The organism is Rhodobacter sp. (assembly GCA_020637515.1).
GTDB lineage: Bacteria > Pseudomonadota > Alphaproteobacteria > Rhodobacterales > Rhodobacteraceae > Pararhodobacter.
Genome location: JACKKG010000001.1, coordinates 2986688 through 3012081 on the forward strand (window position 1 = coordinate 2986688; position 25394 = coordinate 3012081).

At 69.3% G+C, this 25394-nt stretch carries 22 protein-coding genes; 11 read left to right on the forward strand and 11 right to left on the reverse strand.

Annotated elements, in window-relative coordinates:
- Both H6900_14565 and H6900_14570 read right to left on the reverse strand, forming a co-directional pair.
- On the reverse strand, positions 1-432 hold the full coding sequence (locus H6900_14565; protein ID MCC0074504.1) for a response regulator: 432 nt from the start codon (positions 430-432) through the stop codon (positions 1-3).
- 110 nt (positions 433-542) lie between these two features.
- Positions 543-1895, reverse strand: a complete 1353-nt coding sequence (locus H6900_14570; protein MCC0074505.1) for a helix-turn-helix domain-containing protein — start codon at positions 1893-1895, stop codon at positions 543-545.
- Between the two features lie 202 nt (positions 1896-2097).
- Between H6900_14570 and accB the strand changes: the two genes are divergently transcribed.
- The 3 genes from accB (at position 2098) to H6900_14585 (ending at position 4728) form a co-directional block, all read left to right on the forward strand.
- Complete coding sequence (accB, locus tag H6900_14575) at positions 2098-2592, forward strand: acetyl-CoA carboxylase biotin carboxyl carrier protein (GenBank protein MCC0074506.1); 495 nt, start codon at positions 2098-2100, stop codon at positions 2590-2592.
- 10 nt (positions 2593-2602) lie between these two features.
- The gene (accC, locus tag H6900_14580) at positions 2603-3949 is read left to right on the forward strand and encodes an acetyl-CoA carboxylase biotin carboxylase subunit (GenBank protein MCC0074507.1); all 1347 of its coding nucleotides are present in this window, start codon (positions 2603-2605) and stop codon (positions 3947-3949) included.
- A 110-nt stretch (positions 3950-4059) separates the two neighbouring features.
- Positions 4060-4728, forward strand: a complete 669-nt coding sequence (locus tag H6900_14585; protein ID MCC0074508.1) for a leucyl/phenylalanyl-tRNA--protein transferase — start codon at positions 4060-4062, stop codon at positions 4726-4728.
- On the opposite strand, the gene H6900_14590 is transcribed toward H6900_14585, so the two are convergent.
- From H6900_14590 to H6900_14600, 3 genes are all read right to left on the reverse strand, one after another.
- A complete protein-coding gene (locus H6900_14590) occupies positions 4687-6219 on the reverse strand; it encodes a phosphatidylserine/phosphatidylglycerophosphate/cardiolipin synthase family protein (GenBank protein MCC0074509.1) in 1533 nt (510 codons plus the stop codon). The two genes, H6900_14585 and H6900_14590, sit on opposite strands and share 42 nt — an antisense overlap.
- Positions 6216-6935 carry an endonuclease/exonuclease/phosphatase family protein gene (locus H6900_14595; GenBank protein MCC0074510.1) on the reverse strand — a complete coding sequence of 240 codons (720 nt, stop codon included), beginning with the start codon at positions 6933-6935 and terminating at the stop codon, positions 6216-6218. Before H6900_14595 ends, H6900_14590 begins: the two co-directional genes overlap by 4 nt.
- Before the next feature lie 72 nt (positions 6936-7007).
- Positions 7008-8789, reverse strand: a complete 1782-nt coding sequence (locus H6900_14600) for an alpha/beta hydrolase (GenBank protein MCC0074511.1) — start codon at positions 8787-8789, stop codon at positions 7008-7010.
- A gap of 445 nt (positions 8790-9234) precedes the next feature.
- Here H6900_14600 and H6900_14605 point away from each other — a divergent pair, with 445 nt between their 5' ends.
- Positions 9235-10818, forward strand: a complete 1584-nt coding sequence (locus tag H6900_14605) for a gamma-glutamyltransferase family protein (protein ID MCC0074512.1) — start codon at positions 9235-9237, stop codon at positions 10816-10818.
- A gap of 103 nt (positions 10819-10921) precedes the next feature.
- On the opposite strand, the gene H6900_14610 is transcribed toward H6900_14605, so the two are convergent.
- Genes H6900_14610 through H6900_14620 form a run of 3 tightly spaced genes read right to left on the reverse strand, consistent with a single transcriptional unit; the run spans position 10922 to position 13208 of the window.
- Positions 10922-11692, reverse strand: coding sequence for an ABC transporter permease (locus H6900_14610; GenBank protein MCC0074513.1), 771 nt, complete (start codon positions 11690-11692; stop codon positions 10922-10924).
- Positions 11692-12438: an ABC transporter permease subunit gene (locus tag H6900_14615; GenBank protein ID MCC0074514.1), complete on the reverse strand. Its 747-nt coding sequence runs from the start codon at positions 12436-12438 to the stop codon at positions 11692-11694. Before H6900_14615 ends, H6900_14610 begins: the two co-directional genes overlap by 1 nt.
- A gap of 5 nt (positions 12439-12443) precedes the next feature.
- On the reverse strand, positions 12444-13208 hold the full coding sequence (locus H6900_14620) for a transporter substrate-binding domain-containing protein (protein ID MCC0074515.1): 765 nt from the start codon (positions 13206-13208) through the stop codon (positions 12444-12446).
- A gap of 140 nt (positions 13209-13348) precedes the next feature.
- Here H6900_14620 and H6900_14625 point away from each other — a divergent pair, with 140 nt between their 5' ends.
- Genes H6900_14625 through H6900_14640 form a run of 4 tightly spaced genes read left to right on the forward strand, consistent with a single transcriptional unit; the run spans position 13349 to position 17586 of the window.
- On the forward strand, positions 13349-14218 hold the full coding sequence (locus H6900_14625) for an amidinotransferase (protein ID MCC0074516.1): 870 nt from the start codon (positions 13349-13351) through the stop codon (positions 14216-14218).
- A complete protein-coding gene (locus H6900_14630) occupies positions 14215-14859 on the forward strand; it encodes a TetR family transcriptional regulator (GenBank protein ID MCC0074517.1) in 645 nt (214 codons plus the stop codon). Before H6900_14625 ends, H6900_14630 begins: the two co-directional genes overlap by 4 nt.
- Position 14860: 1 nt before the next feature.
- Positions 14861-16039 (forward strand): pyridoxal phosphate-dependent aminotransferase, encoded by a 1179-nt coding sequence (locus tag H6900_14635; protein MCC0074518.1) that lies wholly within the window; start codon positions 14861-14863, stop codon positions 16037-16039.
- A complete protein-coding gene (locus H6900_14640; protein ID MCC0074519.1) occupies positions 16036-17586 on the forward strand; it encodes a 5-guanidino-2-oxopentanoate decarboxylase in 1551 nt (516 codons plus the stop codon). Before H6900_14635 ends, H6900_14640 begins: the two co-directional genes overlap by 4 nt.
- A gap of 93 nt (positions 17587-17679) precedes the next feature.
- On the opposite strand, the gene clpX is transcribed toward H6900_14640, so the two are convergent.
- Positions 17680-18960, reverse strand: a complete 1281-nt coding sequence (gene clpX / locus H6900_14645; GenBank protein ID MCC0074520.1) for an ATP-dependent Clp protease ATP-binding subunit ClpX — start codon at positions 18958-18960, stop codon at positions 17680-17682.
- Between the two features lie 114 nt (positions 18961-19074).
- Positions 19075-19701: an ATP-dependent Clp protease proteolytic subunit gene (locus H6900_14650; GenBank protein MCC0074521.1), complete on the reverse strand. Its 627-nt coding sequence runs from the start codon at positions 19699-19701 to the stop codon at positions 19075-19077.
- A gap of 287 nt (positions 19702-19988) precedes the next feature.
- Here H6900_14650 and H6900_14655 point away from each other — a divergent pair, with 287 nt between their 5' ends.
- The 3 genes from H6900_14655 to H6900_14665 all read left to right on the forward strand — a co-directional run bounded on the left by H6900_14655 (position 19989) and on the right by H6900_14665 (position 24487).
- The gene (locus H6900_14655) at positions 19989-22787 is read left to right on the forward strand and encodes a molybdopterin-dependent oxidoreductase (GenBank protein MCC0074522.1); all 2799 of its coding nucleotides are present in this window, start codon (positions 19989-19991) and stop codon (positions 22785-22787) included.
- A gap of 79 nt (positions 22788-22866) precedes the next feature.
- Positions 22867-23613 (forward strand): 4Fe-4S dicluster domain-containing protein, encoded by a 747-nt coding sequence (locus H6900_14660; protein MCC0074523.1) that lies wholly within the window; start codon positions 22867-22869, stop codon positions 23611-23613.
- 1 nt (position 23614) lies between these two features.
- Complete coding sequence (locus tag H6900_14665; GenBank protein ID MCC0074524.1) at positions 23615-24487, forward strand: dimethyl sulfoxide reductase anchor subunit; 873 nt, start codon at positions 23615-23617, stop codon at positions 24485-24487.
- A 96-nt stretch (positions 24488-24583) separates the two neighbouring features.
- Here the strand turns inward: H6900_14665 and H6900_14670 are convergent, their stop codons facing one another.
- On the reverse strand, positions 24584-25360 hold the full coding sequence (locus H6900_14670; GenBank protein ID MCC0074525.1) for an enoyl-CoA hydratase/isomerase family protein: 777 nt from the start codon (positions 25358-25360) through the stop codon (positions 24584-24586).
- Positions 25361-25394 lie beyond the last annotated feature (34 nt).

Sequence of the window (25394 nt, forward strand, 5' to 3'; positions counted from 1 at the left end):
TCAGACCCCCACCAGTTGCCGCACCGAGGCCAGGAGTTCGGCATTGGCGAACGGTTTGGCCATGAACAGCGAGGCCCCGGCCCCCAGCGCCATGTCGCGCGCCGCGTGTCCGCCGCGGGCCGTCAGCAGGATCACCGGCAAGGCGGCGCTGGCCGGCCGGGCGCGCAGGGCGCGCAGGATGTCCAGGCCGCTGACGCCGGGCAGCATCAGGTCCAGGATCACCAGGTCGGGCGCCAGGTCGTTCACCGCCTGAAGCGCGCCGTGGCCCGTGTTCATCACCGTCACGGTCCAGCCGTCGCGGCGCAGGATGAAGCGGATCGCCTCGGAGATGTTGGGCTCGTCCTCGACCACCAGCACGCGGCGCCCGGCGCCGTGCCCGTCCCCCTTGCCCGCGACGGGACTGTCGGGCGCTCCACTGCCGTCCTCGGCCATGCGCTGGTTCCCCCCTGCCCTGGGATCGCCCGAAAGCGCCCCTCCGCGCCGACTATCGCGTCAAATCACGATCCTGTCAAAGGCCGCGGTCGGCGCGATCGCGGGGCCCGTCAGGCGCCGATGATCGAGGGTTCGCGCCGGGCCGCGCAGCCCGCGCGCGGGCAGATGCGGCAGCTCGATCCAAGGGCGAGCGCGGGCTCTTCGCCGCCCGTCTCGCCAAGGGCCGAGGCCGGGGTCAGCAGCATCGCGGCCTCCCACACCACGGGCGGCTCGAAGCGCAGCGGATCGCGGGCACCGGCGATCGCATGGGCGACGAACCGGGCGGGCGGCCGGCCGGCGAATTCCACCTGGGCGCGCAACGGGCGCTCGGGTTGCACCAGCGCTTGATAGAGCGGCCACAGCGGGCAGGCCCCGCCAAATCGCGGCAGGGCGAACCCCTCGACCGGGCGGCGGAAGATCAGCGTGCCCGATCCGTCGCAAACCGCCAGCCCGAAACGCGGCACGCCGGCCGCGGGTGGCAAGGTCGCCAGGCGGCGGAACACCTGCGCCAGGCTGGCGCCGAACTGGCGCGCCAGGACCTCGGGGGCGAAGACCGCGCCCGGCGCGAACATCGCGGTCAGCGCGGGCATCAGCCGGTCCAGCGGCAGCGCGCGGGCGTCGGCATGGGCGCGCCTGAGCCAATCCCCGGCCAGCGCCCGCGACGCCGCCGAGGCCAGCTCGGCCTGCCCCGCCGTCAGCCGCGACCAGTCCGGGGTGTCCGCGCCTCCGTTGGCACCGCCCGCGCCGTGATCCTCGACCGCTTCGACGTGGAAACCCTGCCGTTCCAGCCAGCTTTCCAGCTCCTCTTGCGGCGCGGCCAGGCCGGTCTCTTCGCCCGAGGTGTCGAGATAGGCCACCAGCGCCTCGGCGGCGGTGGCCAGGCGCACCGAATCCGCGTGCACGTTGGCGTGGAACCGCGCGCGCCACTCCGGGGCGAGATCCTCGGACTCGGCCAGGATCGCCGCGGTCGATTGCACCGCCGTCACCGCCGAGACGATCTCGTGCAGGGCGGCCGACAGGTTGGGGTCGTGCGCCATGCGGTCGGACAGGCGGCCGATGGTCCGCTCGTGCCCCTCGGCGCGGGCGTGCAATTGCGCAAGCAAGGCCGCCCAGCCCGGGAACCGGCCGACGAATTCCTCGGCCCGGTCGGTCTCGGGGGGGGCGTCGGGTGCGGCGCGGGCGGTCGCCGCGCGCAGGGATTCGACCAGCGCGCCACCGGCGGATTCGTCCAGCGCCTCGGGCGGGATCGACAGCGCGCGGGCGATCGCGTCCAGGATACGCGGGCTTGCCCGGCGGCGGTTGTGTTCGATCAGGTTCAGATAGGACGGCGAAACCCCGGCCAGCCGCGCCAGATCGGCCTGCCCGATCCGCCGCGCCGTGCGCAGCGAGCGGATGCGCGATCCCGACAGCGCGGATTTGGGCATGGGACTTGTCTCCGGGTTCGGCCTGTTACACCATGGGGCCGCCGCACAGGCAAGCGGCACGGCGCGCGCCGGGGCGTCCGGGCGGCGGGCGAATGGCACTTTTCAGGCGCCGGGGGCTGACGTATAACCCCGCGGCACACCGCAGACGATGCACGGGCGGCACCCCAAGGGACCCGTTGCCGCCAGCTCAACGAGGATGTCCATGAGCAAAGATCACACCACCGCAGACGTGGCCTTCATCCAGGCCCTCGCCGAACTTCTGAACGCCAACGATCTGAGCGAGATCTCGGTCAAGCGCGAATACGGCGAGAACGACACGCTCAACGTCAAGGTGGCGAAGCATGTCCAGATGATCGCCGCGCCGGCACCCGCTGCCTATGGCGCGCCCATGGCGGCGCCGGCTGCCGCCCCGGCCCCGGCCCAGGCCGCCGCCGCACCCGCCAGCGCCGACCCCGCGGAACATCCGGGCGCCGTCCCCTCGCCCATGGTCGGCACCGCCTATCTGGCGCCCGAACCCGGCGCCGAGGTCTTTGTCAAGGTGGGCCAGCAGGTCAATGCCGGCGAGACCTTGCTCATCATCGAGGCGATGAAGACGATGAACCACATCCCCGCGCCGTTTTCGGGCACGGTGAAGCGCATCCTCGTGACGGATGGCACGCCGGTCGAATTCGGCGCGCCCCTGATGATCCTCGAATAAGGACCGCCCGATGTTCGACAAGATCCTCATCGCGAACCGGGGCGAGATCGCGCTGCGCGTGATCCGCGCCTGCCGCGAGATGGGCATCGCATCGGTCGCGGTGCATTCGACCGCCGACGCCGACGCGATGCATGTGCGCATGGCCGACGAGGCGATCTGCATCGGCCCTGCGCCCTCGGTGGACAGCTACCTGCACATGCCCGCGATCATCTCGGCCTGCGAGATCACCGGCGCGCAGGCGATCCATCCGGGCTATGGCTTCCTGTCCGAGAACGCCAATTTCGTGCAGATGGTCGAGGACCACGGCCTGACCTTCATCGGCCCGCGCGCGGAACACATCCGCATGATGGGCGACAAGATCACCGCCAAGGAAACCGCCAAGGCGTTGGGGATCCCGGTGGTGCCGGGCTCCGAGGGGGGCGTGCCCGACATCGAGACCGCGCGCAAGGTCGCCGGCGGCATGGGCTATCCGGTCATCATCAAGGCCACCGCCGGCGGTGGTGGACGCGGCATGAAGGTCGCGAAATCCGAGGCCGACATCGAAGTCGCGTTCCGCACCGCGCGCTCCGAGGCCAAGGCGGCCTTCGGCAATGACGAGGTCTATATCGAGAAATACCTCCAGCGCCCGCGCCACATCGAGATCCAGGTGTTCGGCGACGGCAAGGGCAACGCGGTGCACCTGGGCGAGCGCGACTGCTCGTTGCAGCGCCGCCACCAGAAGGTGCTGGAGGAGGCGCCCGGCCCCGTCATCACCGATGCGCAGCGCGCCGAGATCGGTGCGATCTGCGCCAACGCGATCGGCAAGATGCAATATGCGGGCGCCGGCACGATCGAATTCCTGTTCGAGGATGGCGCCTTCTATTTCATCGAGATGAACACCCGCCTGCAGGTCGAGCACCCGGTGACCGAGGCGATCTACGGTGTCGATCTGGTGCGCGAGCAGATCATGGTGGCGTCGGGCAACACGCTGTCGTTTCGCCAGCAGGATCTGGAAATCCGCGGTCACGCGATCGAGGTGCGTCTGAACGCCGAGAAGCTGCCGAACTTCACCCCCTCGCCGGGCCGCGTGGCGACCTTTCACGCGCCGGGCGGGCTGGGCGTGCGGATGGATTCGGCGCTTTATTCCGGCTATCGCATCCCGCCCTATTACGACAGCCTGATCGGCAAGCTGATCGTGCACGGCCGCGACCGGCCCGAGGCGCTGGCAAGGCTGCGGCGCGCGCTGGGGGAGTTGATCATCGACGGCATCGACACGACGGTGCCGCTGTTCTTTGCGCTGCTGGACAACGAGTCCGTGCTGCGGGGCGAATACAACATCCACTGGCTGGAGAAGTTCCTGGCCAATGAGGCGGGTTGACGGAGGCGGCGGGGGGCTGCCGCCCCCCGCACCCCCTGCCCAAGGGGGTTTTCCACCCCCTTGGATCCCCCGAGGATATTTCCGGCACAAAGAAGACGGGGCGCGCGCCCATGCGATTGACGCCTGAGCTGGTTCTGCGTGCCTATGCCGGCGGCGTGTTTCCGATGGCCGAGACCGCGCAGGCGACCGAGATACACTGGTTCGAGCCCAGGCGCCGGGGCGTGATGCCGCTGGACGGGTTTCACATCGCCCGCAGTCTGCGCCGGACGCGGCGGCGCGGCGGCTTCCGGTTTCGCTGCGACGGCGATTTCGGCGGTGTCGTGGCGGCTTGCGCGGATCGGCCCGAGACCTGGATCAACGCCGACATCGAACGGGTGTTCCTGGAGTTGCACGCGCTCGGCCTGGCGCATTCGATCGAGGTTCTGTGCCCCGATGGCCGGTTGGCGGGCGGGGTCTACGGGTTGGCGATGGGTGGGGCGTTCTTTGCCGAAAGCATGGTCAGCCGGGTCACGGGCGGCTCGAAGATGGCGCTGGCCGAATTGGTCGCGCGGCTTGTTCGCGGCGGCTACCGGCTGATGGACACGCAGTATCTGACGCCGCACCTGGCGTCCCTGGGCGGGGTCGAGATCGCGCGCGCCGACTATCGCCGGCGGCTGGCCGAGGCGCTGGCCACGCCCGCCGATGCTGCGCACGCCTTTGCCCGCACCAATCCCGAGGCCCCGGACGGCGCCTTCTGGTCAGAGGAACCTGTGGATCGGAAGATGCCCGATCAGCCATGAGATCGCCCGCCGGGCGGTGGTGCTCTGGGGTTCCAGGTGGGTCCGTTCGGCGGCACCGCGCGACCATTGCGGGCGGGTCCCGTCGAGACCGACCTCCCAGGCGCAGGCCGGGCGGGTCAGGTCGTTGAAGATCGCTTCGAGGTCGGCAACCAGCACGGGATCGGCAAAGGTGATGCCCAGTTCGGTGTTCAGAAAGGCCGAACGCAGGTCGAAGTTGAACGAGCCCACGAAGGCCCGGGCGCCATCGACCACGAAGGCCTTGGAATGCAGCATCCGGTCAGGCCCCTGATAGGTGGACACCTCGAAGATGCGCACGCCCTCGGCGAGCAGGCGCGCGCGGTACCAGCGATAGGCGCCGTAGACCAGCAGATTGTCGGCCAGTGCCAGCCCGTTGGTGACCACGTGCACCTGCACGCCGCGCCGTTGCAGGGCGATCAATGCGCGCAGCCCCTGCACGCCCGGCACGAAATACGGGGTCATGATGCGCAACTCGCGTTCGGCGGATTGCAGCAGTGGCAGCAAGGCCTCGGGCAGCCAGTCGGCGCGCCCGGTGCCCAGCGCCTTTTCCGGCGGGTCGCCCAGGAAGGCGAGCGACCCGGTCCAGCGCAGCCGGTCCAGGGCCAGGACCGTGTCCGCGGCCTGCATCGACGGCAGCGCCAGCACCTCCAGCCGCGCGCGAGTCTCGGGCGATCGCAAGAACCGCGCGAGCCGCGTGCGGAACCGCTTCAGCCGCGTGCGCTTGCCGGGCCAGAGGGTGCGGATCGGCAGCGCCACGTCGGAGTTCCAGAAGCGATCGAAGTGGGCCTCGGCCTGACGCAGCACGGGCCCCGCCAGCAGCGCATCGAGGTCGTCATAATCCACCCCGCGGCCCTGCCCGGCGAGGGCACCGAAATAGGCGTCGCCGACGTTGCGCCCGCCTGTCATGGCCAGCCGGCCGTCGGTGATCCATAGCTTGCCGTGCATCCGCCTGTTGTAGGGCAGCAGGGTCAGCACCATTTCCAGCCCGCGCAACAGCCCGCGGTCGCGGCGGCGGATCGGGTTGAACAAGCGCAGTTCGATCCGCGGGTGGCGATCCAGCGCGCGATAGACGGGATCGTGGTTCAACACGTTCACGTCATCGAGCAGCATGCGCACCCGCACGCCGCGATCGGCGGCGTCGAGCACCGCCTGCGCCAGCAACCGGCCGGACAGGTCGTCGTCCCAGATGTAATACAGCAGATCGAGGCTGCGCTCGGCCAGCCGCGCCATGGCGAGACGCAGGGCCAGGGCCTCGGTCTCGGCGGGGACCAGGCGGGCCCCCGAAAGGCCGGGATGCGCGGCCTCGGGTCCGTCGAGCAGGGCGTCCAGGGTGGTGTCCCCGGCGGGGGCGAGCGCCCGGGACGGCGCGCCGCGCCGCAGCTTGGCAAAGCGGCCGGCGGCAAAGAGCGCAGCCAGCGCCAGCGTGCCGGCCAGCGCCAGCGCCAGTGCCAGCCACAGGGGCCAGCCGCTCATGCCCCCAACCTGAGCCGGGCGCGCAGCGGAAGGTGGTCCGAGGCAAGCCGCGACAACGGCGTGTCATGCGGCGCCAGATCGCTGAGTTCCGCCAGGTTCGAGCCGATGATCCGGTCGAGCGGCAGCATCGGCCGGCGGGCCGGAAAGCTGGCCACCGCGCCGGCCCGGCTGACCGCGTCCAGCCCGTGTTTCAACGGCATCAGCGAACATCCGGGCCCGCGCCGCCATTCGTTCATGTCGCCCATCATCAAGGTCGGGCGCTCGGGGTCGATCTCGTCCGCGAGGCGGCGGGACTGCTGCCAACGCGAGGATTTGAGCAGGCCCAGATGCGCGCCGATCACGCGAATCGGCTGATCGCCGAACCGCAGATCGGCGACGATCGCGCCGCGCGGCTCCAGCCCGGGCAGGTCGATCAGGCGCACATCACCCACCTCGGCCCCGCGCGCCAGAATGAGGTTGCCGTGCCAGCCATGGGCCAGGTCGCCCTTTCGGTCGTGCAGGGGCACCGGCGTCAGGCCGGTCGCGTGGTGGACCTCGTCCAGGTCGAGCACGCCCTGACGGTCGCCAAAGCGCCGATCGACCTCTTGCAGGGCCACAAGATCGGCGCCCATCTCGCGCAACACGGCGATGATGCGGTGCGGGTCGCGGCGACGGTCCGCGCCGACGGCCTTGTGGATGTTGTAGGACCCGACGGTCAGTTGGGGGCGGTGCGGCATGGGGTCCTGTCGTTCGGCGGTTTCGGGGCGACTATAGGGCGTGCGCGCGGCCCGGGGCAATCCGTCCGCCCCTTAGGGCAGCAGACACGATCGCGCAAAGGCCGCGACCTCGGCCACAACCCGGTGAGGCTGGCTGTAGAGCAGAAGCTGACCCTCGCCCTCGATCTCGATCAGGCGGGCGCGTGGCCAGGATTGGGCGAACTGCTGCACGCTCTGGAAACTGACGACCGGGTCCAGCGTGCCGTGGATCAGCCGCATCGGATACTCGGCCGTGGCCATGAGTGCCGTCCAGTCGCGCGTCACATGCCAGGCATCGACGCGGAACGCCTGCTGGCCCTGCGCGACGGTATAGCGATAGCCGTCGGTGATCCGCCCGACCAGCCCCAGCCGGTCGGCCACCGCACGGTCCTGGCTGCCCTCGGCATAGAGCGGGGTCATGAACCGTTCGGCGTTGCGGCTGTCGATCTGGGCGATGCCCGCACGAAGCACCGCGGGCAACAGCGCCGGTGCGAAACGCGCGGTCAGGGCCATTGCGCGTTGCCGGGGGGTCATGGTGGCGAATTGTTCGATGCTCTTGATCGGCACGCAACCGGCAACGCCCACCATCCCGGCAATGGTCGTTTCCAGCCGCGCCGCCGCGGTATGCGCATAGACCGCGCCCGCCATGTGCCCCAGCGTGATCGCCCGTCGCACGCCCAGCCGCGCCAGCACCGCGGCCAGGTCCCGGGCAAAGACGTCGGGGGCCTCGCGGACCCGCGGATCGCGGTAGGAGCGGCCGAAATTCGCCCGCTCGGGGGCGATCAGCCGCAGCCCTTCGCGCATCAGATGCGGCGTGATCCCCTGCAAGGCGCCGTGCCCCTCGAGCATGCCATGCACGAAGACCACGGGCAGGCCGTCCTCGGGGCCCAGCAGCGTGACCGGCATCGACCGTCCGTCCCCGACATCGACGTTGATCTCGGCCCGGGCGTCGGCGCCGGCGCCGGCGTCGGCCTCGGGGTTGGGGCCGGCGCCGGCATCGGGCCCGTGCAGCATCAACACCGCGATCAGCCGCATCAGCTCGGACTGCCCGGCGGTGCGGGTCTTGGCAAAGACCGATTTGACCTGCGCCCGCAGGGTGTTCAGGGACCGGCCCGTGCGCGCGGCGATGGCGGGCAGATCGCCGCCCCGGGCCAGTTCGCGCACCAGTTCGGTTTCGCGCGGGGTCAGGCGAAAGCTTTCGACCAGCAGCCCCGCCAGCGCCGGCGTCCAGCCGATCGCCATCGGCCGCAGTTCGGCGACGAACCCGGCGCCGGCCGGGTCGCGTGCCGTCACCAGAGCCAGCAACCCGCCGCCCGGCAGATCGGCGCGCGGACCGCCGGATGCCTCGGCCAGGGACAGCACCGCAAAGCGCCCCGACGCCGGCGCGCGGCCCAGCAGGGTCAGGAACGCGGTGAACCGGGTGGCCGAATCGGGTTCCAGCGCGGCGCGGATGGTTTCCAGCGACAGCTCGTCAGCCCCGAACAGCGCCGCCACCTCAGACCCGGCATGCAGAATGCTGCCAGTCCGGTCCAGCCGGATCAGCGGGTCCTCGGCCATGGGCGCCAGCGGCACCACCGCGCCGCGCCCCATCCGTTCGAACAGCGCCAGCGCCCGGCGGAAATGCGTCTCGATCACCGGGTCGTCCACATGCCGCGAGGCCTGCCCCTCGGTCACGTGCAACTCGCCCAGCCGCCGCGCCGCCTGATCGACATAGTCGCCCCAGTCGGACATGAAACTGTCGAAATGCTCAGGGCGCAGCACGACCTCGTAGATGCTGCCGATCAGCCGCGCGCGATCCGTGTCCAGGGCTTGGTCGGGCGGAAAACCGTCGGTCATGGCATTCTCATCGTGCAAGGTGTTGGCACTTTGCCTCACATTCCGCGACTTGGCGAGGGAATTAACCCGAATGGGTGAAGCCGGGACCCGCGAATCCCTTCATTCTTGCCGCATTGAAGTAACCTTCTGTTTTCAGAAAGTCTTTACCGGCGGGTGGCGTGACGATCGCCAGCGAGCCGTCGCCATCGGAGGGGGTCAGACCTGGCCCCCTGCCCATGGCGGGGGTGAGTTCATCGCTGGGCGCACATCCGAGCGTCAAAGCCCGCCGGACGCCTTGCGCGGGCGTTCACGAAAGCCCGTCACGGGGCCGGGCCGTGCCCTGACGGGCGCGCCCGGTCCTTTGCCTGCCTTGTCCCGGTTCCCTCGGACTGGCCCGGATCGGATGGGGCCTTCCCTTTACCGGGCTCCGCACCCTATCCTGCGCCGCACACTCAGGAGGGGGCCGATGCGCGATTTCCAGAAACCTGGCCGTTCGGCGGTCTATGCGGACAACGGGATGGTGGCGACCTCGCACCCGCTGGCGGCGCAGACGGCGATCCGCCTGCTGCAAGACGGCGGCAACGCGGTGGACGCGGCGATCGGCGCCGCCGTGCTGCTGGGCCTGTGCGAGCCGCAGATGACCGGCCTCGGCGGCGATCTCTTCGCGCTGATCAAACCGGCGGGCGACGAACGCATCGTCGCGCTGAACGGCTCGGGGCGGGCCCCGGCGGCGCTGGATGTCGAGGCGATGCGCGCCCTCGGCCCCTCGGTCCCGGTCTACGGTGTCGAAGCCGTGACCCTGCCCGGCGCGGTCGATGCCTTTTGTCGGCTCAACGCCGACTGGGGGATGCTGGACCTCGCGCAGACGCTGGCCCCCGCCATCCACTATTTCGACGCCGGCGTTCCGGTCGCACCGCGCGTTGCGCGCGACTGGGCCGAGGCCGGGCACCTCCAGCACGAGGCCCGGCGCCACTTCCTGCCCGGCGGCACGGCGCCGCGCGCAGGCGACCGCTTCGCCCTGCCCGGCCAGGCCGAGGTTCTGCGCCGCATCGCACGGGACGGGCGCGCGGGCTTTTACGAGGGCGAGGTGGCCGAGGACATGGTCGCCACGCTGCAAGCTCTGGGCGGCGCCCATACGCTGGACGATTTCGCCGCCGTCGCCTGCGACTATTCCGAGCCGGTCAGCGGCCAGTATCGCGGGCATGAACTGATCGAGCACGCCCCCAACGGCCAGGGCGCGACGGCTCTTCTTCTGCTCAACATCCTGTCGCATTTCGACCTCGGCGCGATGGACCCGTTCGGCGCCGAACGCACCCACCTCGAGGCCGAGGCCACCCGCCTTGCCTATGACGCGCGCAACCGGTTCCTTGCGGATGCCGATCACGTCACCCGCCTGGCGCACATGCTGGCGCCGGACACCGCCGCGCGTCTGGCCGCCCTGATCGACATGGACCGCGCCATGGCTCAGGTGCAGCCGCTCAGCGAACAGGTGCACAAGGACACGATCTACATCACCGTCGTGGACCGCGACCGCATGGCGGTGTCACTGATCTACTCGGTGTTCCACAGCTTCGGCTCGGGGCTGGCTTCGGCGCGCTTCGGGATCGGTTTCCAGAACCGTGGCGCGGGCTTCACGCTGGAAACCGGCCACCCGAACGAGGCCGCGGGCGGCAAGCGGCCGATGCACACGATCATCCCCGGAATGCTGCGCCACGAGGGCAGGCTGACGATGCCCTTCGGGGTGATGGGGGGCGCCTACCAGCCCTGCGGACACGCGCGGCTGGTGTCGAACCTGGTGGACTACGGCCTCGGGCCGCAGGCCGCGATCGACGCGCCGCGCGCCTTTGCCGGGCTCTTTTCCGGCCAGGACGGGCTGGCGCTGGAAACCGGCTACGACAGCGGCACCTTTGCCGCCCTCGCGGCCAAGGGGCACCGGATGCGCTGGTCGGCCGAACCGCTGGGCGGCGCGCAGGCGATCACGCTCGATTCCCGCGGCGTGCTGATCGGCGCCTCGGACCCGCGCAAGGACGGGTGCGCGCTGGGCTACTGAGATCGCGCCCCCCCCTTCTTTGTGCCGGAAATATCCTCGGGGGTATCCAAAGGGGGTGGAAAACCCCCTTTGGCGGGGGGTGCGGGGGGCTGGCCCCCCGCCTTTACCCCAGCCCCCGCGCGAACCGCCGCTCCAGCCGGCGAAAGGCCAGCACGATCAACCCCGCAAAGACCAGATAGACCAGCGCCAGCAGGATCAGCGGCTCATAGATGATGAATGTGTCCTGCCGCACCCGGCTGGCCACCGCGTAGATCTCGATCACCGTGATCGTCGCGACCAGCGGGGTCGATTTCAGTTGCAGCACCGTCTCGCCGCCCAGCGTCGGCAGGACCCGCGCCAGCGCCTGCGGCAACCAGATGCGGCGGAACACGGCCAGCCGCGAGAACCCATAGGCCCGCGCCGCCTCGAGCTGGCCATGGGGCACCGAACGGAACGCCCCGCGCATCACCTCGCCCTCGTAGCCCGCATAGCTCAGCGACAGCGCCAACAAGGCATAGGGCCACGCCTGCCTGAGGATCGGCCATAGATCAGAGTGGCGGATCCAGGGATATTGCGGGAACAGGCTGCCCAGCCCGTAATAGATCAGCCAGATCTGCAACAACAGGGGCGTGCCCCGGATCAGCGTGCAGAACCAGCGCGCCGGCAGCGCCAGAACGCGCGGCCCGGCCGCCTGCGCCAGCCCCAGCGGCACGGCCAGCGCAAAACCGATCCCCGTGGACAGCACCAGCAGCCAGGTCGTGCGCCACAGCCCTTCGGCCCCCAGCGCCGCATAGCGCGGGATCCAGTCCCAGCGCAGCGCCACCGCCGCCCAGACGGCCAGCGCCAGCGCCAGCCCGATCAGCACCAGCCGGTGCGGTTGCAGCAGCGCCCGCATCAGGCGCGGGCCCCGGCGTGGCCGCGCCGGTAGCGGGCCTCGATCCAGCCGAAGACGCGGGCCGAAACCAGCGTCATGATGAGATAGAGCGCGCCGGCCGCCAGGAAAAAGGTGAAATACGCCCGGGTCGAACTGGCCGCCTGCCGGGTTTCAAGCGTCAGTTCGCTGAAGCCCACGATCGCCAGCAGCGCCGTGTCCTTGGTGGCGATGAGCCACAGGTTCGACAGGCCCGGCAGCGCCAGCGGCAGCATCGCCGGAACCGTCACGCGACGAAAGACCTGGACCGCGTTCATGCCATAGGCGCGCGCGGCTTCGATCTGCCCCCGGGGCACCGCCTGGATGGCGCCGCGCAGCACCTCGGTCGCATAGGCGCCCTGCACCACCCCCAGAACCCCGATCCCGGCGGCCAGGCCCGAGATTTCGACCGGCCGATACCCCAGCGCCCCGAGCGCCTGGTTCAACAGGTCGGTGCCGGCGTAATAGAGCAGCAGGATCAGGATCAGTTCGGGCACCGCGCGCACCACGGTCGTATAGACCGCCAGCAGGTCGCGCGTCACCGGCCCGCCGCCCAGCTTGCCCAGCGCGCCGGCGGTGCCGATCGCGCAGCCCAGCCCGAACGCCCCCAGCGCGATGATCAGCGAATTGGCCGCACCGCGCAGCAGATTGGCGCCCCACCCCGGCGGTGACAGCGACAAAAGCGCGGCCGAGGCTTCAAGCCCCGGCCACGCCTGGAACAGCCCGTCCAGCAAGGTCAGCCGCCGTAGATCGAGGTCGCGAAATAGCGCGACGTGATCTCTTCATAGGTGCCGTTCGCGAGAATCGCCGCGATCCCACGGTTGATGGCCTCGAGCGTGGCGGTGTCGCCCTTGCGCACCCCCGCGCCGATGCCGCGGCCCAGAATCGCCTCGTCCATCGCCACCGGCCCCAGCGACACGCAGCAGCCGCCCGCGTCCGAGGCCAGGAAAGGATCCATCGCCAGGCTGTCCGCCAGCGTCGCGTCGATCCGCCCCGAGGCCAGGTCCTGGTTTGCCTCGTCCTGGGTCTGATAGGTGCGGATCTCGGTCTGCCCCTCGAAATAGTGCTGCGCGTAGTCCTGGAAGATGGTCGAGACCTGGACCCCCAGAACGCGGCCGGCCAGCCCCTCGGGCGTGGCGCTCATGCCCATGTCTTTCTGCGCCACGACGACCACCGGGGTGTTGTAGTAGGGGTCAGAGAAATCAATGGTTTGCAGGCGGTCCTCGGTGATCGTCATCGACGCCATGATGACGTCGATCCGCCCCGAGACCAGCGCCGGGATGATGCCGTCCCAGGCGGTCGGCGTGATCTCGCAATCGACCGCGGCGGCGGCGCAGACGGCGTGGATGATGTCCACCTCCCAGCCGACCCACTGGCCCGCGGAATCGGGCGCCGCGAACGGCGGATACGGCTCGGCGGCGATGCCGACACGCAGCGGGTCCGCCAGGGCCGCCCCCGCCACCAAGGCCAGCACGGACGCCGTCACGAAGATTTTCCTCATCGTCTACTCCTGTCGTTGCGGCGCTGTTTGTCGCGCCTGTGGATCGCCCTTGCACCGTCCGTCGGCCCGGGCGAATGTCCTTGTAGAAGGCCAAAACCTGCGCAATTATTCAAGCGTATAATTACGCCGCGAGATCCCCCATGCCCCATGGCGCCGAAGACCGCTCGAAACCCCTGGCCCGCGTCCTCATGCGCGCCCCTGGCCCGGCAATGGCCGCCGCCGACCCCGGCGCCTGGCATTACGGCCCCGGCTTCGACCCGGCAAGGGCCGAAACCCAACACGCCGCACTTGCAGCCATCGTCGCCGCTTCGGGCGCGGAAATCCACTGGATTCCTTCGGTTGACGACGATTTGTCGGACGCGGTTTTCGTGCAGGACCCGTCCTTTGTCACCCGCGCCGGGGCGGTGGTGCTGAACATGGGCAAGCCCCTGCGGCGGCGCGAACCCGCGCTGCACCGCGCCACCTACGAGGCACTGGGCGTGCCGGTGCTGGGCCAACTGTCCGGCGACGCGACGGTCGAATCCGGGGATTGCGTCTGGATCGACCCCGACACGCTGGCGATCGGGCGCGGCGCGCGCACCAACCAGGCGGGAATCGACGCTGTCGCCGCCTTGCTGGCGCCCCATGGGATGCGCGTGCAGGCCTATGACCTGCCCTATTGGACCGGCCCCGAGGCCTGCCTGCACCTGATGTCGCTGATCTCGCCCCTGGGGCCGCGCATGGCGCTGATCCACGCGCCGCTGTTGCCCTATGCGCTGTGGGCAGAACTGACCGCGCGCGGCTGGACCTTGCTGCACGCCCCCGAGGACGAATTCACGGCCTCGAACGGGCTCAGCCTGAACGTCTTGATGCTGGCGCCGCAAGACGTGGTGATGGTGGACGGCTTTCCGCGCACGCGCGCCCTGATGGAGGCCCACGGCTGCCGTGTGCAGGTGTTCCAGGGGGACGCGCTGTGCATCGCCTGCGAGGGCGGGCCGACCTGTCTGACCCGACCGGTGCTGCGCGCATGAGCGGTGCGCAGACCGGCCCGGGGCGCAGGCCCTTTGTCCGCATCGGCGAGGAAGGCCGCCGCGCCGCCCTGATCGAGGCGACGCTGGACCTGATCGCCCAGGGCGGGCCCCAGGCCGCCACGGTGCGCGCCATCGCCCTGCGCGCGGGCGTCACGCCGGGATTGATCCGGCACTATTTCGCGACCAAGGAAGATCTGGTCGCGGCCGCGCACGAATCCCTCATGACCGGCCTGACCGAGGCCAGCGGCGCCACACTGGACGACCTGCCGGACGATCCCCTGGCGCGGCTGGCGGGCTTTCTGGCGGCCGCCGTCGGGCCACCGGTGACCGATTCGCGGGCGGTCGCGCTGTGGGCGGCCTCGATGCAGCTGGTGCCGCGCGACGCCGCGATGCGCGCGGTGCACGAGGCGACCTATCTGGCCTTTCGCGACCGGCTCGAAGGGTTGATCGCCGATGCGCTTGACGCGGCGGGGCGGGACACGGCCGACACCAGGGCGCTGGCGATCGCCGGCAACGCCCTGCTCGACGGGCTCTGGATCGAGGCCGGCGCCCTGCCCGACCATTTTCGCGATGGCGAAATGAAGGGGATTGCCATCAAGGCGTTCTCGCGTCTTCTTGAACTGGAATTGCCCGAGGATTGATATGAAATATGCCGCCGTGACCGAACAGCTTGCCGGGCTGGGGTCGGACAAGTGGACCCTGAGCCTGGCCGCGCGCAAACGGATCGACGCGGGCCAACCGGTCATCAACCTGACAATCGGCGAACCCGATGTGCCGACGCCCGACTGGCTGATCGACGCCGCCTGCGCCGCCATGCAGGCCGGGCGGACGGGCTATTCCAACGGGCGCGGCGAGCCGTCGTTGCTGTCCGCCCTGTCGCGCCGCTACACCGAACGCCTGGGCCGCGAGATCGGCCAGAACCGGTTCCTCTGCCTGCCCGGCACCCAGACGTCACTGTATCTGGTGCTGCGTGCCCTGTGCGAACCGGGCTGCGAGGTCATCCTGAGCGATCCGATGTATGCGACCTATGAGGGGCTGATCCGGGCCTCGGGGGCGATTCCGGTCGGGGTCCGGCTGCGCCCCGAGATGAGCTTTCGCCTGCAAGCCTCGGATATCGCGGAAAAGATCACCCCGGCGACGCGCGCAATCCTGATCAACACGCCGCACAATCCGACCGGCGCCATCCTGGGACCGGCCGAACTGGCGGCGATCGGCGCGCTGGCGCAGGCGCACGATCTGTGGATCGTCTCGGACGAGGTTTACGGCGATCTCACCCACGCCGGGCGGCCCTTCACCTCGGCCCTGGCCGATCCCGCGTTCGAAGATCGCACCGTGATCGCGGCGTCGATCTCGAAAAGTCACGCAGCGCCCGGATTTCGCTCGGGCTGGGTGGTCGGCCCGGTCGAATTCTGCACCCGCGCGCTGCCGTTGAGCGAGACGATGCTGTTCGGCTCGCAACCCTTCATCGCCGACATGACCGCGCAGGCTGTGCTGGCGCCGCCCACCCTGGCCCAGGGTATGGCCGCGCGCATGGCGAACCGGGCGCAGATCCTGTTCGACGCGCTTGACGGGGTCGCCGGCCTGAATGTCCACCGCCCCGAGGCCGGCATGTTCGCATTGCTTGACATTCGGACATTGTCTGACAATTCACTCGACTTCGCGCTGGACCTGCTCGACCGTACCGGGGTCGCGGCCATGCCGGGGGCGTCGTTCGGGCCGGCGCTGGAAGGCTGGCTGCGCATCGCGCTCAATGCCTCGGACGCCGACACGCACGAAGCCTGCCGCCGCATCCGCGCCCACGCCGAACGGAAAGCCGCATGAACACCGTCGCGCAAACCCTTGTGGATTGGCTGAAAATCCAAGGGGTCGAGGTGATCTTCGGGATCCCGGGCGTGCACACGATCGAACTGTATCGGGCGCTGGCCGGCGCCGGAATTCGTCACGTCACCCCCAGGCACGAGGCCGCCGCCGGCTTCATGGCCGACGGTTACGCGCGGATTTCGGGGCGCTTCGGCGTCGCGCTGGTCATCACCGGGCCCGGCGTTACCAACATCCTGACGCCGATGGCGCAGGCCCGCGCGGACAGCGTGCCGGTGCTGGTCATTTCCGGGGTCAACCGCCGCGACACGCTGGGCAAGGGGCTGGGGTATCTGCACGAACTGCCGGACCAGCGCGCCCTGACCCGCACCCTGGGCCCGGCCCTGCACCTGGAGGACCCGCAGGCGTTGCCCGGGCTTCTGGCCCATGCCGGACGGGCGTTGACCACCGGGCGGGGCGGCCCGGTGCATATCGAGGTTCCGCTGGATCTGATGGCGGCCAAGGCCCCGACAGCGGCCGCGCTGGCACATCCCGCGCCCGCCTTGCCCGATCCCGCCAAGGCCCGCGCCCGTTTGCGCGCCGCGCGGCGGCCGGTCATTCTGGCCGGCGGCGGATGCCGCCGCGCCGGGCCCGAACTTCAGTCCCTGGCCGAGGCCCTGGGCGCCCCCGTGATCCTGACGACCAACGCGCGCGGGCTGATGCATGGCCATCCCCTGACCGTTCCCGCCAGCCCCAGCCTGGGCCCCGTGAGCGATCTCATCCGGGGCTCGGATCAACTGCTTGTCGTCGGCTCTGAACTTGGCCCAACGGATTGTGACATGTATGGCAAGGGCGGGATGCCCGACCTGTCCGGCATGATCCGCATCGACATCGACGGCGCGCAGCTGGCGCGTTACCACGCGGCGCTGACCTTGCAGGCCGATGCTGCGGCGATCCTGCCCAAACTGGCCCCGCCGGCGCCTGCCCCCGGCGGCGCCGAGCGCGCGGCCGCGACCCGCGCCGCAGCCTTTGCCGCCCTCCCCGAGGTCTACCAGGCCGAGGTCCGGATGCTCGACGCCCTGCGTGCCGCGGCGCCGGGGGCGATCCTGGTCGGGGATTCCACGCAGACCGTCTACGCCGGCAACCTCTATTACGACCACGACCGGCCGGGCGGCTGGTTCAACGCCGCCACCGGCTACGGCGCGCTGGGATTCGGACCCTGTGCGGCGATCGGCGCCGCGCTTGCCGATCGCGACGCGCGCGTGCTGTGCCTGACCGGGGACGGCGGGCTGATGTTCCACCCGGGCGAATTGCGCACCGCGCTGGACGAGGGGCTGAACGTGACCTTTGTCGTCTTCAACAACAACGGCTATGGCGAGATCGCCGACGCGATGCGCGAGGCCGGCGTCGAGGTGATCGGCTGCACCCCCTCGGCCCCGGACATGGGGGCCTTGGCCGAGGCCATGGGCCTGCCCTTCATGCGCGGCACCGACGCCGACCTGCCGGCACTCGCGGGAGGGCTGAAAGGGCCCTGCGTGATCGAGATCCTGCGCCCCTCGGTGCGGCCCTGATTTGTCAGGCAATCGCAGCCGGACACCCTTTGCCGCCCCCTGAAACGCGAAACGCCCCGGAAATCCGGGGCGTTCTGCAATTCCGGTGGCCGTTCAGCCGGCCGAGGAGCTGGCGCCCTGCGGCTTGGCATCGGCGTAGATCATCAACGGATGCGTGCCCGAGGTGACCGCCTCTTCGTTGACGACGACCTCCTGCACGTTTTCCATGCCCGGCAGTTCGAACATGGTATCCAGCAGGATATCCTCCATGATCGACCGCAAGCCGCGCGCGCCGGTCTTGCGGGCGATCGCCCGGCGCGAGATGGCGCGCAGCGCATCGTCGGTAAAGGTCAGTTCCGCGCCCTCGATCTCGAACAGGCGCTGATACTGCTTGACCAGCGCGTTCTTGGGCTCGGTCAGGATGGTCACCAGGGCGTCTTCGTCCAGATCGGTCAGCGTCGCGATTACCGGCAGACGGCCGACGAATTCGGGGATCAGGCCGAATTTCAGCAGATCCTCGGGTTCGAGCTGTTGCAGCGCCTCGCCCACGGTGCGTTTGGATTCGTCCTTCACATCGGCGCCAAAGCCGATCGCCGTGCCCTTGTTGCGCTGGGAAATGATGCGTTCCAGCCCGGCAAAGGCCCCGCCGCAGATGAACAGGATGTTGGTCGTGTCCACTTGCAGGAATTCCTGCTGCGGATGCTTGCGACCGCCCTGCGGCGGCACGCTGGCGACCGTCCCCTCCATCAGCTTCAACAGCGCCTGCTGCACCCCCTCGCCCGACACGTCGCGGGTGATCGAGGGGTTGTCGGACTTGCGCGTGATCTTGTCCACCTCGTCGATATAGACGATGCCGCGCTGCGCGCGTTCGACGTTGTATTCCGACGCCTGCAACAGCTTGAGGATGATGTTTTCCACATCCTCGCCGACATAGCCGGCCTCGGTCAGCGTCGTCGCGTCGGCCATCGTGAAGGGCACGTCGAGGATCCGCGCCAGCGTCTGAGCCAGCAGGGTCTTGCCGCAGCCGGTCGGGCCGATCAGCAGGATGTTCGACTTGCTCAGCTCGATCTCGCCGCCCTTGCCGGCCTTGCCGGAAAAGCCCAACCGCTTGTAGTGGTTGTGCACCGCCACAGAGAGCACGCGCTTCGCACGCTCCTGGCCGATGACATAGTCGTCCAGCACCTTGCAGATATCGCGCGGCGAGGGCACGCCGTCGGTCGTCTTGAAGCCCGAGCCCTTCGTTTCTTCGCGGATGATGTCCATGCACAGCTCGACGCATTCGTCGCAGATGAACACGGTCGGGCCCGCGATCAGCTTGCGGACCTCGTGCTGGCTTTTGCCGCAAAAGGAACAATACAGCGTGTTCTTGCTGTCATTGCCGGAGGAATGAGCCATTCGACACCTCGTGCTCGTCGTCGGTTCGGGCCTTCTGACGGGCCATTTCGTCAAGGTTAGGCCAGCATGGGGGCGGGAACAATGGCAAAATTGCACCCGCCCGCCCTTGTGGGATCAGGCGTCCGCCGGGGTCTTGTCGCGGCTGCTGAAGATTTCGTCGATCAGGCCCCAATCCTTGGCGGCCTCGGGCGTCATGAAATTGTCGCGCTCCAACGCGGATTCGACCTTTTTCAAGGTCTGGCCGCAGTGTTTGACGTAGATCTGGTTCAGCCGTTCCTTGAGGTCCAGGATCTCGCGCGCATGGATCGAGATGTCGGTCGCCTGGCCCTGGAACCCGCCCGAGGGCTGGTGCACCATGATCCGGCTGTTGGGCAGCGAAAAGCGCATCCCCTTTTCGCCCGCCGCCAGCAGCAGCGAGCCCATCGAGGCCGCCTGCCCGATCACCATGGTCGAGACCTTGGGCCGGATATACTGCATGGTGTCGTAGATCGACAGGCCCGAGGTGACGACACCGCCGGGGCTGTTGATATACATCGAGATTTCCTTGGACGGATTCTCGGCCTCGAGGTGCAGCAACTGCGCCACGATCAGCGACGCCATGCCGTCATGCACAGGGCCGGTGACAAAGATGATCCGCTCCTTCAACAGGCGCGAGAAGATGTCATAGGCTCGTTCGCCGCGGCTGGTCTGTTCGACGACCATCGGCACAAGGTTCATGTAGGTTTCAATCGGATCGCGCATCGCTCGGGCCTCGTTGCTGGCGGTCTGTTGTCGTGTGTAGGCGGCAAGTCTTGACCAAGACTTAGCCTTCCGATCCCCCCCCCGCAAGGGGCGCAGCCCGGCAGCCTCTCACGGCCGGGTGACCCGCGGGGGTCGGCGGGTGTTCTGGCGCCATTGGACAGGCGGAATTGGCACTATGCCCCGGCGGCCGGGTGCTGTCAGTAGATGACTGTAGACATTCGAAGCAATAACATATTCCTTTATGTGCAGCCCTGCCACGCGACAGGGTGGCCCGAGGGGAGGAACTCATGCCGCGCCAGCCCGCGCCCGATCTGTCGCCGCGCGTCTCGGAGGAAGTCCGCCAGACGACGTGCTACATGTGCGCCTGCCGATGCGGCATCAACGTGCACCTCAAGGGCGGCAAGGTCGCCTATATCGAGGGCAACCGCGATCACCCGATCAACAAGGGCGTGCTTTGCGCCAAGGGGTCGGCGGGGATCATGCAACACCTCAGCCCGGCGCGGCTGCGCAAGCCCCTGAAGCGGGTCGGACCGCGCGGTTCGGGCGACTTCGTCGAGATTTCCTGGGACGAGGCGCTGGCCACCGCGACCGCCTGGCTGAAGCCCCTGCGCGAGACGGCGCCCGAAAAACTGGCCTTCTTCACCGGCCGCGACCAGTCGCAAAGCTTCACCGGCTGGTGGGCGCAAAGCTACGGCACCCCCAATTACGCCGCGCATGGCGGATTCTGTTCGGTGAACATGGCCGCCGCCGGGATCTATACGATGGGCGGCGCGTTCTGGGAATTCGGCCAGCCCGATTGGGACCGCACGAAGCTGTTCATGATCTTCGGCGTGGCCGAGGATCACGATTCCAACCCCATCAAGATGGGCCTGGGCAAGCTGAAGGCGCGTGGCGCGCGCGTGATCGCCGTGAACCCGGTGCGCACGGGCTACAACGCCGTCGCCGACGATTGGCTGGCGGTCACGCCCGGCACCGACGGGTTGCTGATCCTGGCGCTGATCCACGAATTGTTCCGTCTGGGCAAGATCGACCTGGATTACCTGATCCGCTACACCAACGCCCCTTATCTGGTGAACGCCGAGGAGGGGGCCGAAAAGGGCCTGTTCCTGCGCGATGCGACCGGCACGCCGCTGGTGGTGGACCGGCGCACCGGCCAGCCCGCGTGCTGGAACGCCGACGGGGTGCAGCCCGATCCCGCCGCCGACTGTAACGGCCACAAGACCGTGCTGCGGCTGATGGCGGAACGCTACCTGGACCCCGCCCACGCGCCCGAGGCTGTCGCCGACCGCTGCGGCATCCCCGCCGCGCGCATCCGCGCCGTGGCGGCCGAACTGGCCCGCGTCGCGTTCGAGGAAGAGATCGTCCTGAACCAGCCCTGGACCGATTTCCGTGGCCAGCGGCACGAAACCATGGTGGGCCGTCCTGTCAGCTTCCACGCGATGCGCGGCATCAGCGCGCATTCCAACGGCTTCCAGACCTGCCGCGCGCTGCATGTGCTGCAAATCCTTCTGGGCTCGGTCGAAACGCCCGGCGGCTACCGCTTCAAGCCGCCCTACCCCAAGGCCGTGGAAACCCACCCCAAGCCGCACGCCGGCGTGACCCCGGGCCAGCCGCTGGACGGGCCGCACCTGGGCTATCCCCTGGGGCCCGAGCACCTGCTGGTCAACGCGGACAACTCTGCCAAACGCATCGACAAGGCCTTTACCTGGGACAACCCGATGTCGGCGCATGGCATGATGCACATGGTCATCGCCAATGCCCACGCCGGCGATCCCTACAAGATCGACACGTTGTTCCTGTATATGGCCAACATGGCCTGGAACTCGACCATGAACACGTCCGAGGTGATGCAGATGCTCACCGATACGGACGAGAGCGGCACCTACGTGATCCCGCGCATCATCTATTCCGACAGCTATTCGTCGGAAATGGTGGCCTTTGCCGATCTGGTGCTGCCTGACACCACCTATCTGGAACGCCACGACTGCATCTCGATCCTGGATCGCCCGATCGGCGAACCCGACAGCATGAACGACGCCATCCGCTGGCCGGTGGTCGAACCCGACCGCGACGTGCGCGGCTTCCAGTCCGTGCTGCTGGACCTGGGCGTGCGGCTGGGTCTGCCCGGCATGGTGAACGACGACGGCACGGCGCGCTATCGGGACTATGCCGATTACATGGTGCGCCACGAACGCCGCCCGGGCATCGGGCCGCTGGCCGGCTGGCGTGGCAACGGCGACGGCATCGGCCGGGGCGAGCCGAACCCCGAGCAGTTGCAACGCTACATCGACAACGGCGGCTTCTTCACGTCCCATATCCCCGAAGGCGCGCAGTTCTTCAAACCCTGGAACCAGGGCTATCAGGACTGGGCGGTGTCGCGCGGCCTGTTCGACAAACCGGCGCCCTATCTGTTCAGCCTGTATTCCGAACCGCTGCGCCGCTTCCAGCTGGCGGCCGAAGGCCACGGCGAGCGCCAGCCGCCCGAGCGCCTGCGCGCGCGCATCAAACAGACCCTGGACCCGCTGCCGGTCTGGTACGAACCCTTCGAGGACACGATGGTCAGCCCTGAGGCCTTCCCGCTTCACGCGCTCACCCAGCGGCCGGCGGCGATGTATCATTCCTGGGGCACGCAGAACGCCTGGCTGCGGCAGATCCACGGCATGAACCCGCTCTATGTGCCGCGCAAGGTCTGGGAACAACACGCCTTTTCCGAGGGCGACTGGGCCTGGCTCACCTCGGCCCATGGGCGCATCAAGGTGCCCGTCGCGCGCATGGACGCGCTCAACGACAACACCGTCTGGACCTGGAACGCCATCGGCAAGCGGCGCGGCGCCTGGGCGCTCAGCCCCGACGCGCCCGAGGCCGAAAAGGGCTTCTTGCTGAATCACCTCATCTCGGAACTGCTGCCCGATCGCGGCGATGGCCACCGCTGGTCCAATTCCGACCCGGTGACGGGCCAGGCCGCCTGGTTCGACCTGCGCGTGCGCATCGAAAAGGCCCCGCCCGGCCCGCCGTCCGAGCCCGCGCATCCCGCGCAGGCATCGCCCGTGGGGCAAGGCCCCGCCACCCTCGCCCGCCATTCCTGAGGCGCCCGGCCATGCCCCATCGCCCCACGCCCCCGCACAACCCGGCCCCCAATGGCGACACGGCCCGAAAGGCGCGCCCATGACCACGCTGCCCGCACAGACCGAACGCAAGCTCGGCCTTGTCATCGACCTGGATACCTGCGTCGGCTGCCACGCCTGCGTGGTGTCCTGCAAGGGCTGGAACACCGAAAATTACGGCGCGCCGCTGTCCGATACCGACCCCTACGGCAAGGACCCGGTCGGCACCTTCCTGAACCGCGTGCACGCCTATGAGGTCACGCCCCAGGACAACGCGCCCTTCACCGTCCATTTCCCCAAGTCGTGCCTGCATTGCGAGGACGCGCCCTGTGTCACCGTCTGCCCCACCGGCGCCAGCTACAAGCGCACCGAGGACGGGATCGTGCTGGTCAACGAGGACGCCTGCATCGGCTGCGGCCTGTGCGCCTGGGCCTGCCCCTACGGCGCGCGGGAACTGGATGCCCTGGCGGGCGTGATGAAGAAATGCACGCTCTGCGTGGATCGCATCTACAACGACACCCTGCCTCAGGAAGACCGGGTCCCCGCCTGCGTCCGCACCTGCCCCGCCGGCGCACGCCATTTCGGCGATTTCGCCGACCCCGATAGCACGGTGTCGCAGCTTTCGCGCGAACGCGGCGGGATCGAACTGATGCCCGAACTCGGCACCAGGCCCGTCAACCGCTACCTGCCGCCCCGGCCCCGCGACACGCTGCAAGGCTGCGCCGACCCGGCCCCCGCCACCGATCCCTCGACCGAGGGGCTGACCGGCTTCCTCGGCTGGATCGACCGGACGCTCGCGAGGTTCTGACATGTATCCCGCCCCCTCGATCATCGTCTTCACCACGCTTTCGGGCCTGGGTTTCGGCCTGCTGGCCTTTCTCGGTGCGGGGGTCATCCTGCCCACCGGCCTGGCGGCCTTTGTCTGGTTCGCCCTCGGCTATGCGCTCGCGCTCGTCGGGCTGGTGGCCTCGGCGTTTCACCTGGGCCACCCCGAACGCGCGCTCCGGGCCTTCACCCAATGGCGCACCAGCTGGCTCTCGCGCGAGGCGGTGCTGTCAACCCTGGCGCTGCTGGCCATCGCCCCGCACGCCGCGGGCCTGGTGTTCTGGGCCACGCCCGTGCCCGTGGCGGGCGCGATCGGCGCGGCGCTGTGCCTGGTGACCGTCTTCGCCACCTCGATGATCTACGCGCAACTCAAGACCGTGCCGCGCTGGAACCACTGGAGCACGCCGGTCCTGTTCCTGCTGGCCGCGCTGACCGGCGGCGCGCTGCTCACCGGGTCGGGCTACACGGCGCAGATGCTGCTCGCCTGGCTGGCCGTGGCGATGGTGCTGCACTGGCTGATCGGGGACGGCCAGTTCGCGCGCCGGGGTACCACGCTGGGCACCGCGACCGGCCTCGGCCCGCTGGGCCGCGTGCGCCAACTCGAACCGCCGCACACCGGCGGCAACTACCTGCTCAAGGAAATGGCCTATGTCGTGGCCCGCCGCCACAGCCGCGTGCTGCGGGTGATCGCGCTGACGCTGGCCTGCGTGCTGCCGTCGATCCTGCTGTGGACCGCGCCCTATTCCCTGCCCGCGCTGGCGCTCGCCGTCGTGCTGCACCTCGCCGGCATGGTGACGCAACGCTGGCTCTTTTTCGCCGAGGCCGAACACACCGTCGCCCTCTACTACCGGGGCTGAGCGCGCGCTTCTTTGTGCCGGAAATATCCTCGGGGGTTTCTCAAGGGGGTGGAAAACCCCCTTGAGGCGGGGGTGCGGGGGCGGCAGCCCCCGCTGCTACCGGCCCTCGAACCTGGCCGGACGCTTCTCAAGGAACGCCATCACCCCCTCGCGAAAGTCGCGCGTCGCGCCCATCTCTTCTTGCAGCCGCGCCTCGACATCGAGCTGCGCGTCCAGGTCGTTCACCATGCTGGCCCTGAGCGCGCGCTTGACCGCGCCGTAAGCCAGCGTCGGCCCCTTGGCCAGTTGCGCGGCGCGCGCGCGCCAGTGGGCGGCGAACTCCGCGTCGGGCACACTGGCCCAGATCAGGCCCGCGCGCGCCGCCTCGTCGGCCGGAACGGGTTCGGCGAACAGCGCCTGGCCCATCGCCCGCGCGAACCCGGTCAGGCGCGGCAACCAGTAGGTGCCGCCCGCGTCGGGGATCAGGCCGATGCGGGTAAAGGCTTGCAGGAACACCGCCGATTGCGTGGCGATCACCACGTCCGCCGCCAGGGCCAGGTTCGCCCCCGCCCCCGCCGCGGCGCCGTTGACGGCGGCGATGACCGGCACCGGGCAGTCGTAGATCGCGCGCAGCATGGGCTCGTATTCCTCGCGCAAGATGCGGCCCAGGTCGATCTCGCTGACCGCCGCGCCGTCGCCCAGATCCTGACCCGAGCAGAACGCCCGCCCCGCTCCGGTCAGCACCACCACCCGCATCCGCGCGCCCAGGTCGCGCACCGCGGCGGTGATCTCGGCCCGCATCTGGGCGTTGAGCGCGTTCATCAGCGTCGGACGGTTCATCGTGATGACGCCGACACCGTCGTCCTCGGTGATGGTCAGGGTCTTGTAGATCATGGCACGCTCCCTCGCGGTTTGCCGCCAGACTAGC

What these genes read in the sequence shown, in the direction of transcription:
- H6900_14570 (MCC0074505.1), bottom strand. Translation starts at nt 1,895, where the DNA reads ATGCCCAAATCCGCGCTGTCGGGATCGCGCATCCGCTCGCTGCGCACG.
- clpX (MCC0074520.1), bottom strand. Translation starts at nt 18,960, where the DNA reads ATGGCTCATTCCTCCGGCAATGACAGCAAGAACACGCTGTATTGTTCC.
- H6900_14660 (MCC0074523.1), top strand. Translation starts at nt 22,867, where the DNA reads ATGACCACGCTGCCCGCACAGACCGAACGCAAGCTCGGCCTTGTCATC.
- H6900_14605 (MCC0074512.1), top strand. Translation starts at nt 9,235, where the DNA reads ATGCGCGATTTCCAGAAACCTGGCCGTTCGGCGGTCTATGCGGACAAC.
- H6900_14635 (MCC0074518.1), top strand. Translation starts at nt 14,861, where the DNA reads ATGAAATATGCCGCCGTGACCGAACAGCTTGCCGGGCTGGGGTCGGAC.
- H6900_14610 (MCC0074513.1), bottom strand. Translation starts at nt 11,692, where the DNA reads ATGCGGGCGCTGCTGCAACCGCACCGGCTGGTGCTGATCGGGCTGGCG.
- H6900_14620 (MCC0074515.1), bottom strand. Translation starts at nt 13,208, where the DNA reads ATGAGGAAAATCTTCGTGACGGCGTCCGTGCTGGCCTTGGTGGCGGGG.
- H6900_14670 (MCC0074525.1), bottom strand. Translation starts at nt 25,360, where the DNA reads ATGATCTACAAGACCCTGACCATCACCGAGGACGACGGTGTCGGCGTC.
- H6900_14600 (MCC0074511.1), bottom strand. Translation starts at nt 8,789, where the DNA reads ATGACCGACGGTTTTCCGCCCGACCAAGCCCTGGACACGGATCGCGCG.
- accB (MCC0074506.1), top strand. Translation starts at nt 2,098, where the DNA reads ATGAGCAAAGATCACACCACCGCAGACGTGGCCTTCATCCAGGCCCTC.
- H6900_14595 (MCC0074510.1), bottom strand. Translation starts at nt 6,935, where the DNA reads ATGCCGCACCGCCCCCAACTGACCGTCGGGTCCTACAACATCCACAAG.
- accC (MCC0074507.1), top strand. Translation starts at nt 2,603, where the DNA reads ATGTTCGACAAGATCCTCATCGCGAACCGGGGCGAGATCGCGCTGCGC.
- H6900_14665 (MCC0074524.1), top strand. Translation starts at nt 23,615, where the DNA reads ATGTATCCCGCCCCCTCGATCATCGTCTTCACCACGCTTTCGGGCCTG.
- H6900_14630 (MCC0074517.1), top strand. Translation starts at nt 14,215, where the DNA reads ATGAGCGGTGCGCAGACCGGCCCGGGGCGCAGGCCCTTTGTCCGCATC.
- H6900_14565 (MCC0074504.1), bottom strand. Translation starts at nt 432, where the DNA reads ATGGCCGAGGACGGCAGTGGAGCGCCCGACAGTCCCGTCGCGGGCAAG.
- H6900_14650 (MCC0074521.1), bottom strand. Translation starts at nt 19,701, where the DNA reads ATGCGCGATCCGATTGAAACCTACATGAACCTTGTGCCGATGGTCGTC.
- H6900_14585 (MCC0074508.1), top strand. Translation starts at nt 4,060, where the DNA reads ATGCGATTGACGCCTGAGCTGGTTCTGCGTGCCTATGCCGGCGGCGTG.
- H6900_14655 (MCC0074522.1), top strand. Translation starts at nt 19,989, where the DNA reads ATGCCGCGCCAGCCCGCGCCCGATCTGTCGCCGCGCGTCTCGGAGGAA.
- H6900_14590 (MCC0074509.1), bottom strand. Translation starts at nt 6,219, where the DNA reads ATGAGCGGCTGGCCCCTGTGGCTGGCACTGGCGCTGGCGCTGGCCGGC.
- H6900_14640 (MCC0074519.1), top strand. Translation starts at nt 16,036, where the DNA reads ATGAACACCGTCGCGCAAACCCTTGTGGATTGGCTGAAAATCCAAGGG.
- H6900_14625 (MCC0074516.1), top strand. Translation starts at nt 13,349, where the DNA reads ATGCCCCATGGCGCCGAAGACCGCTCGAAACCCCTGGCCCGCGTCCTC.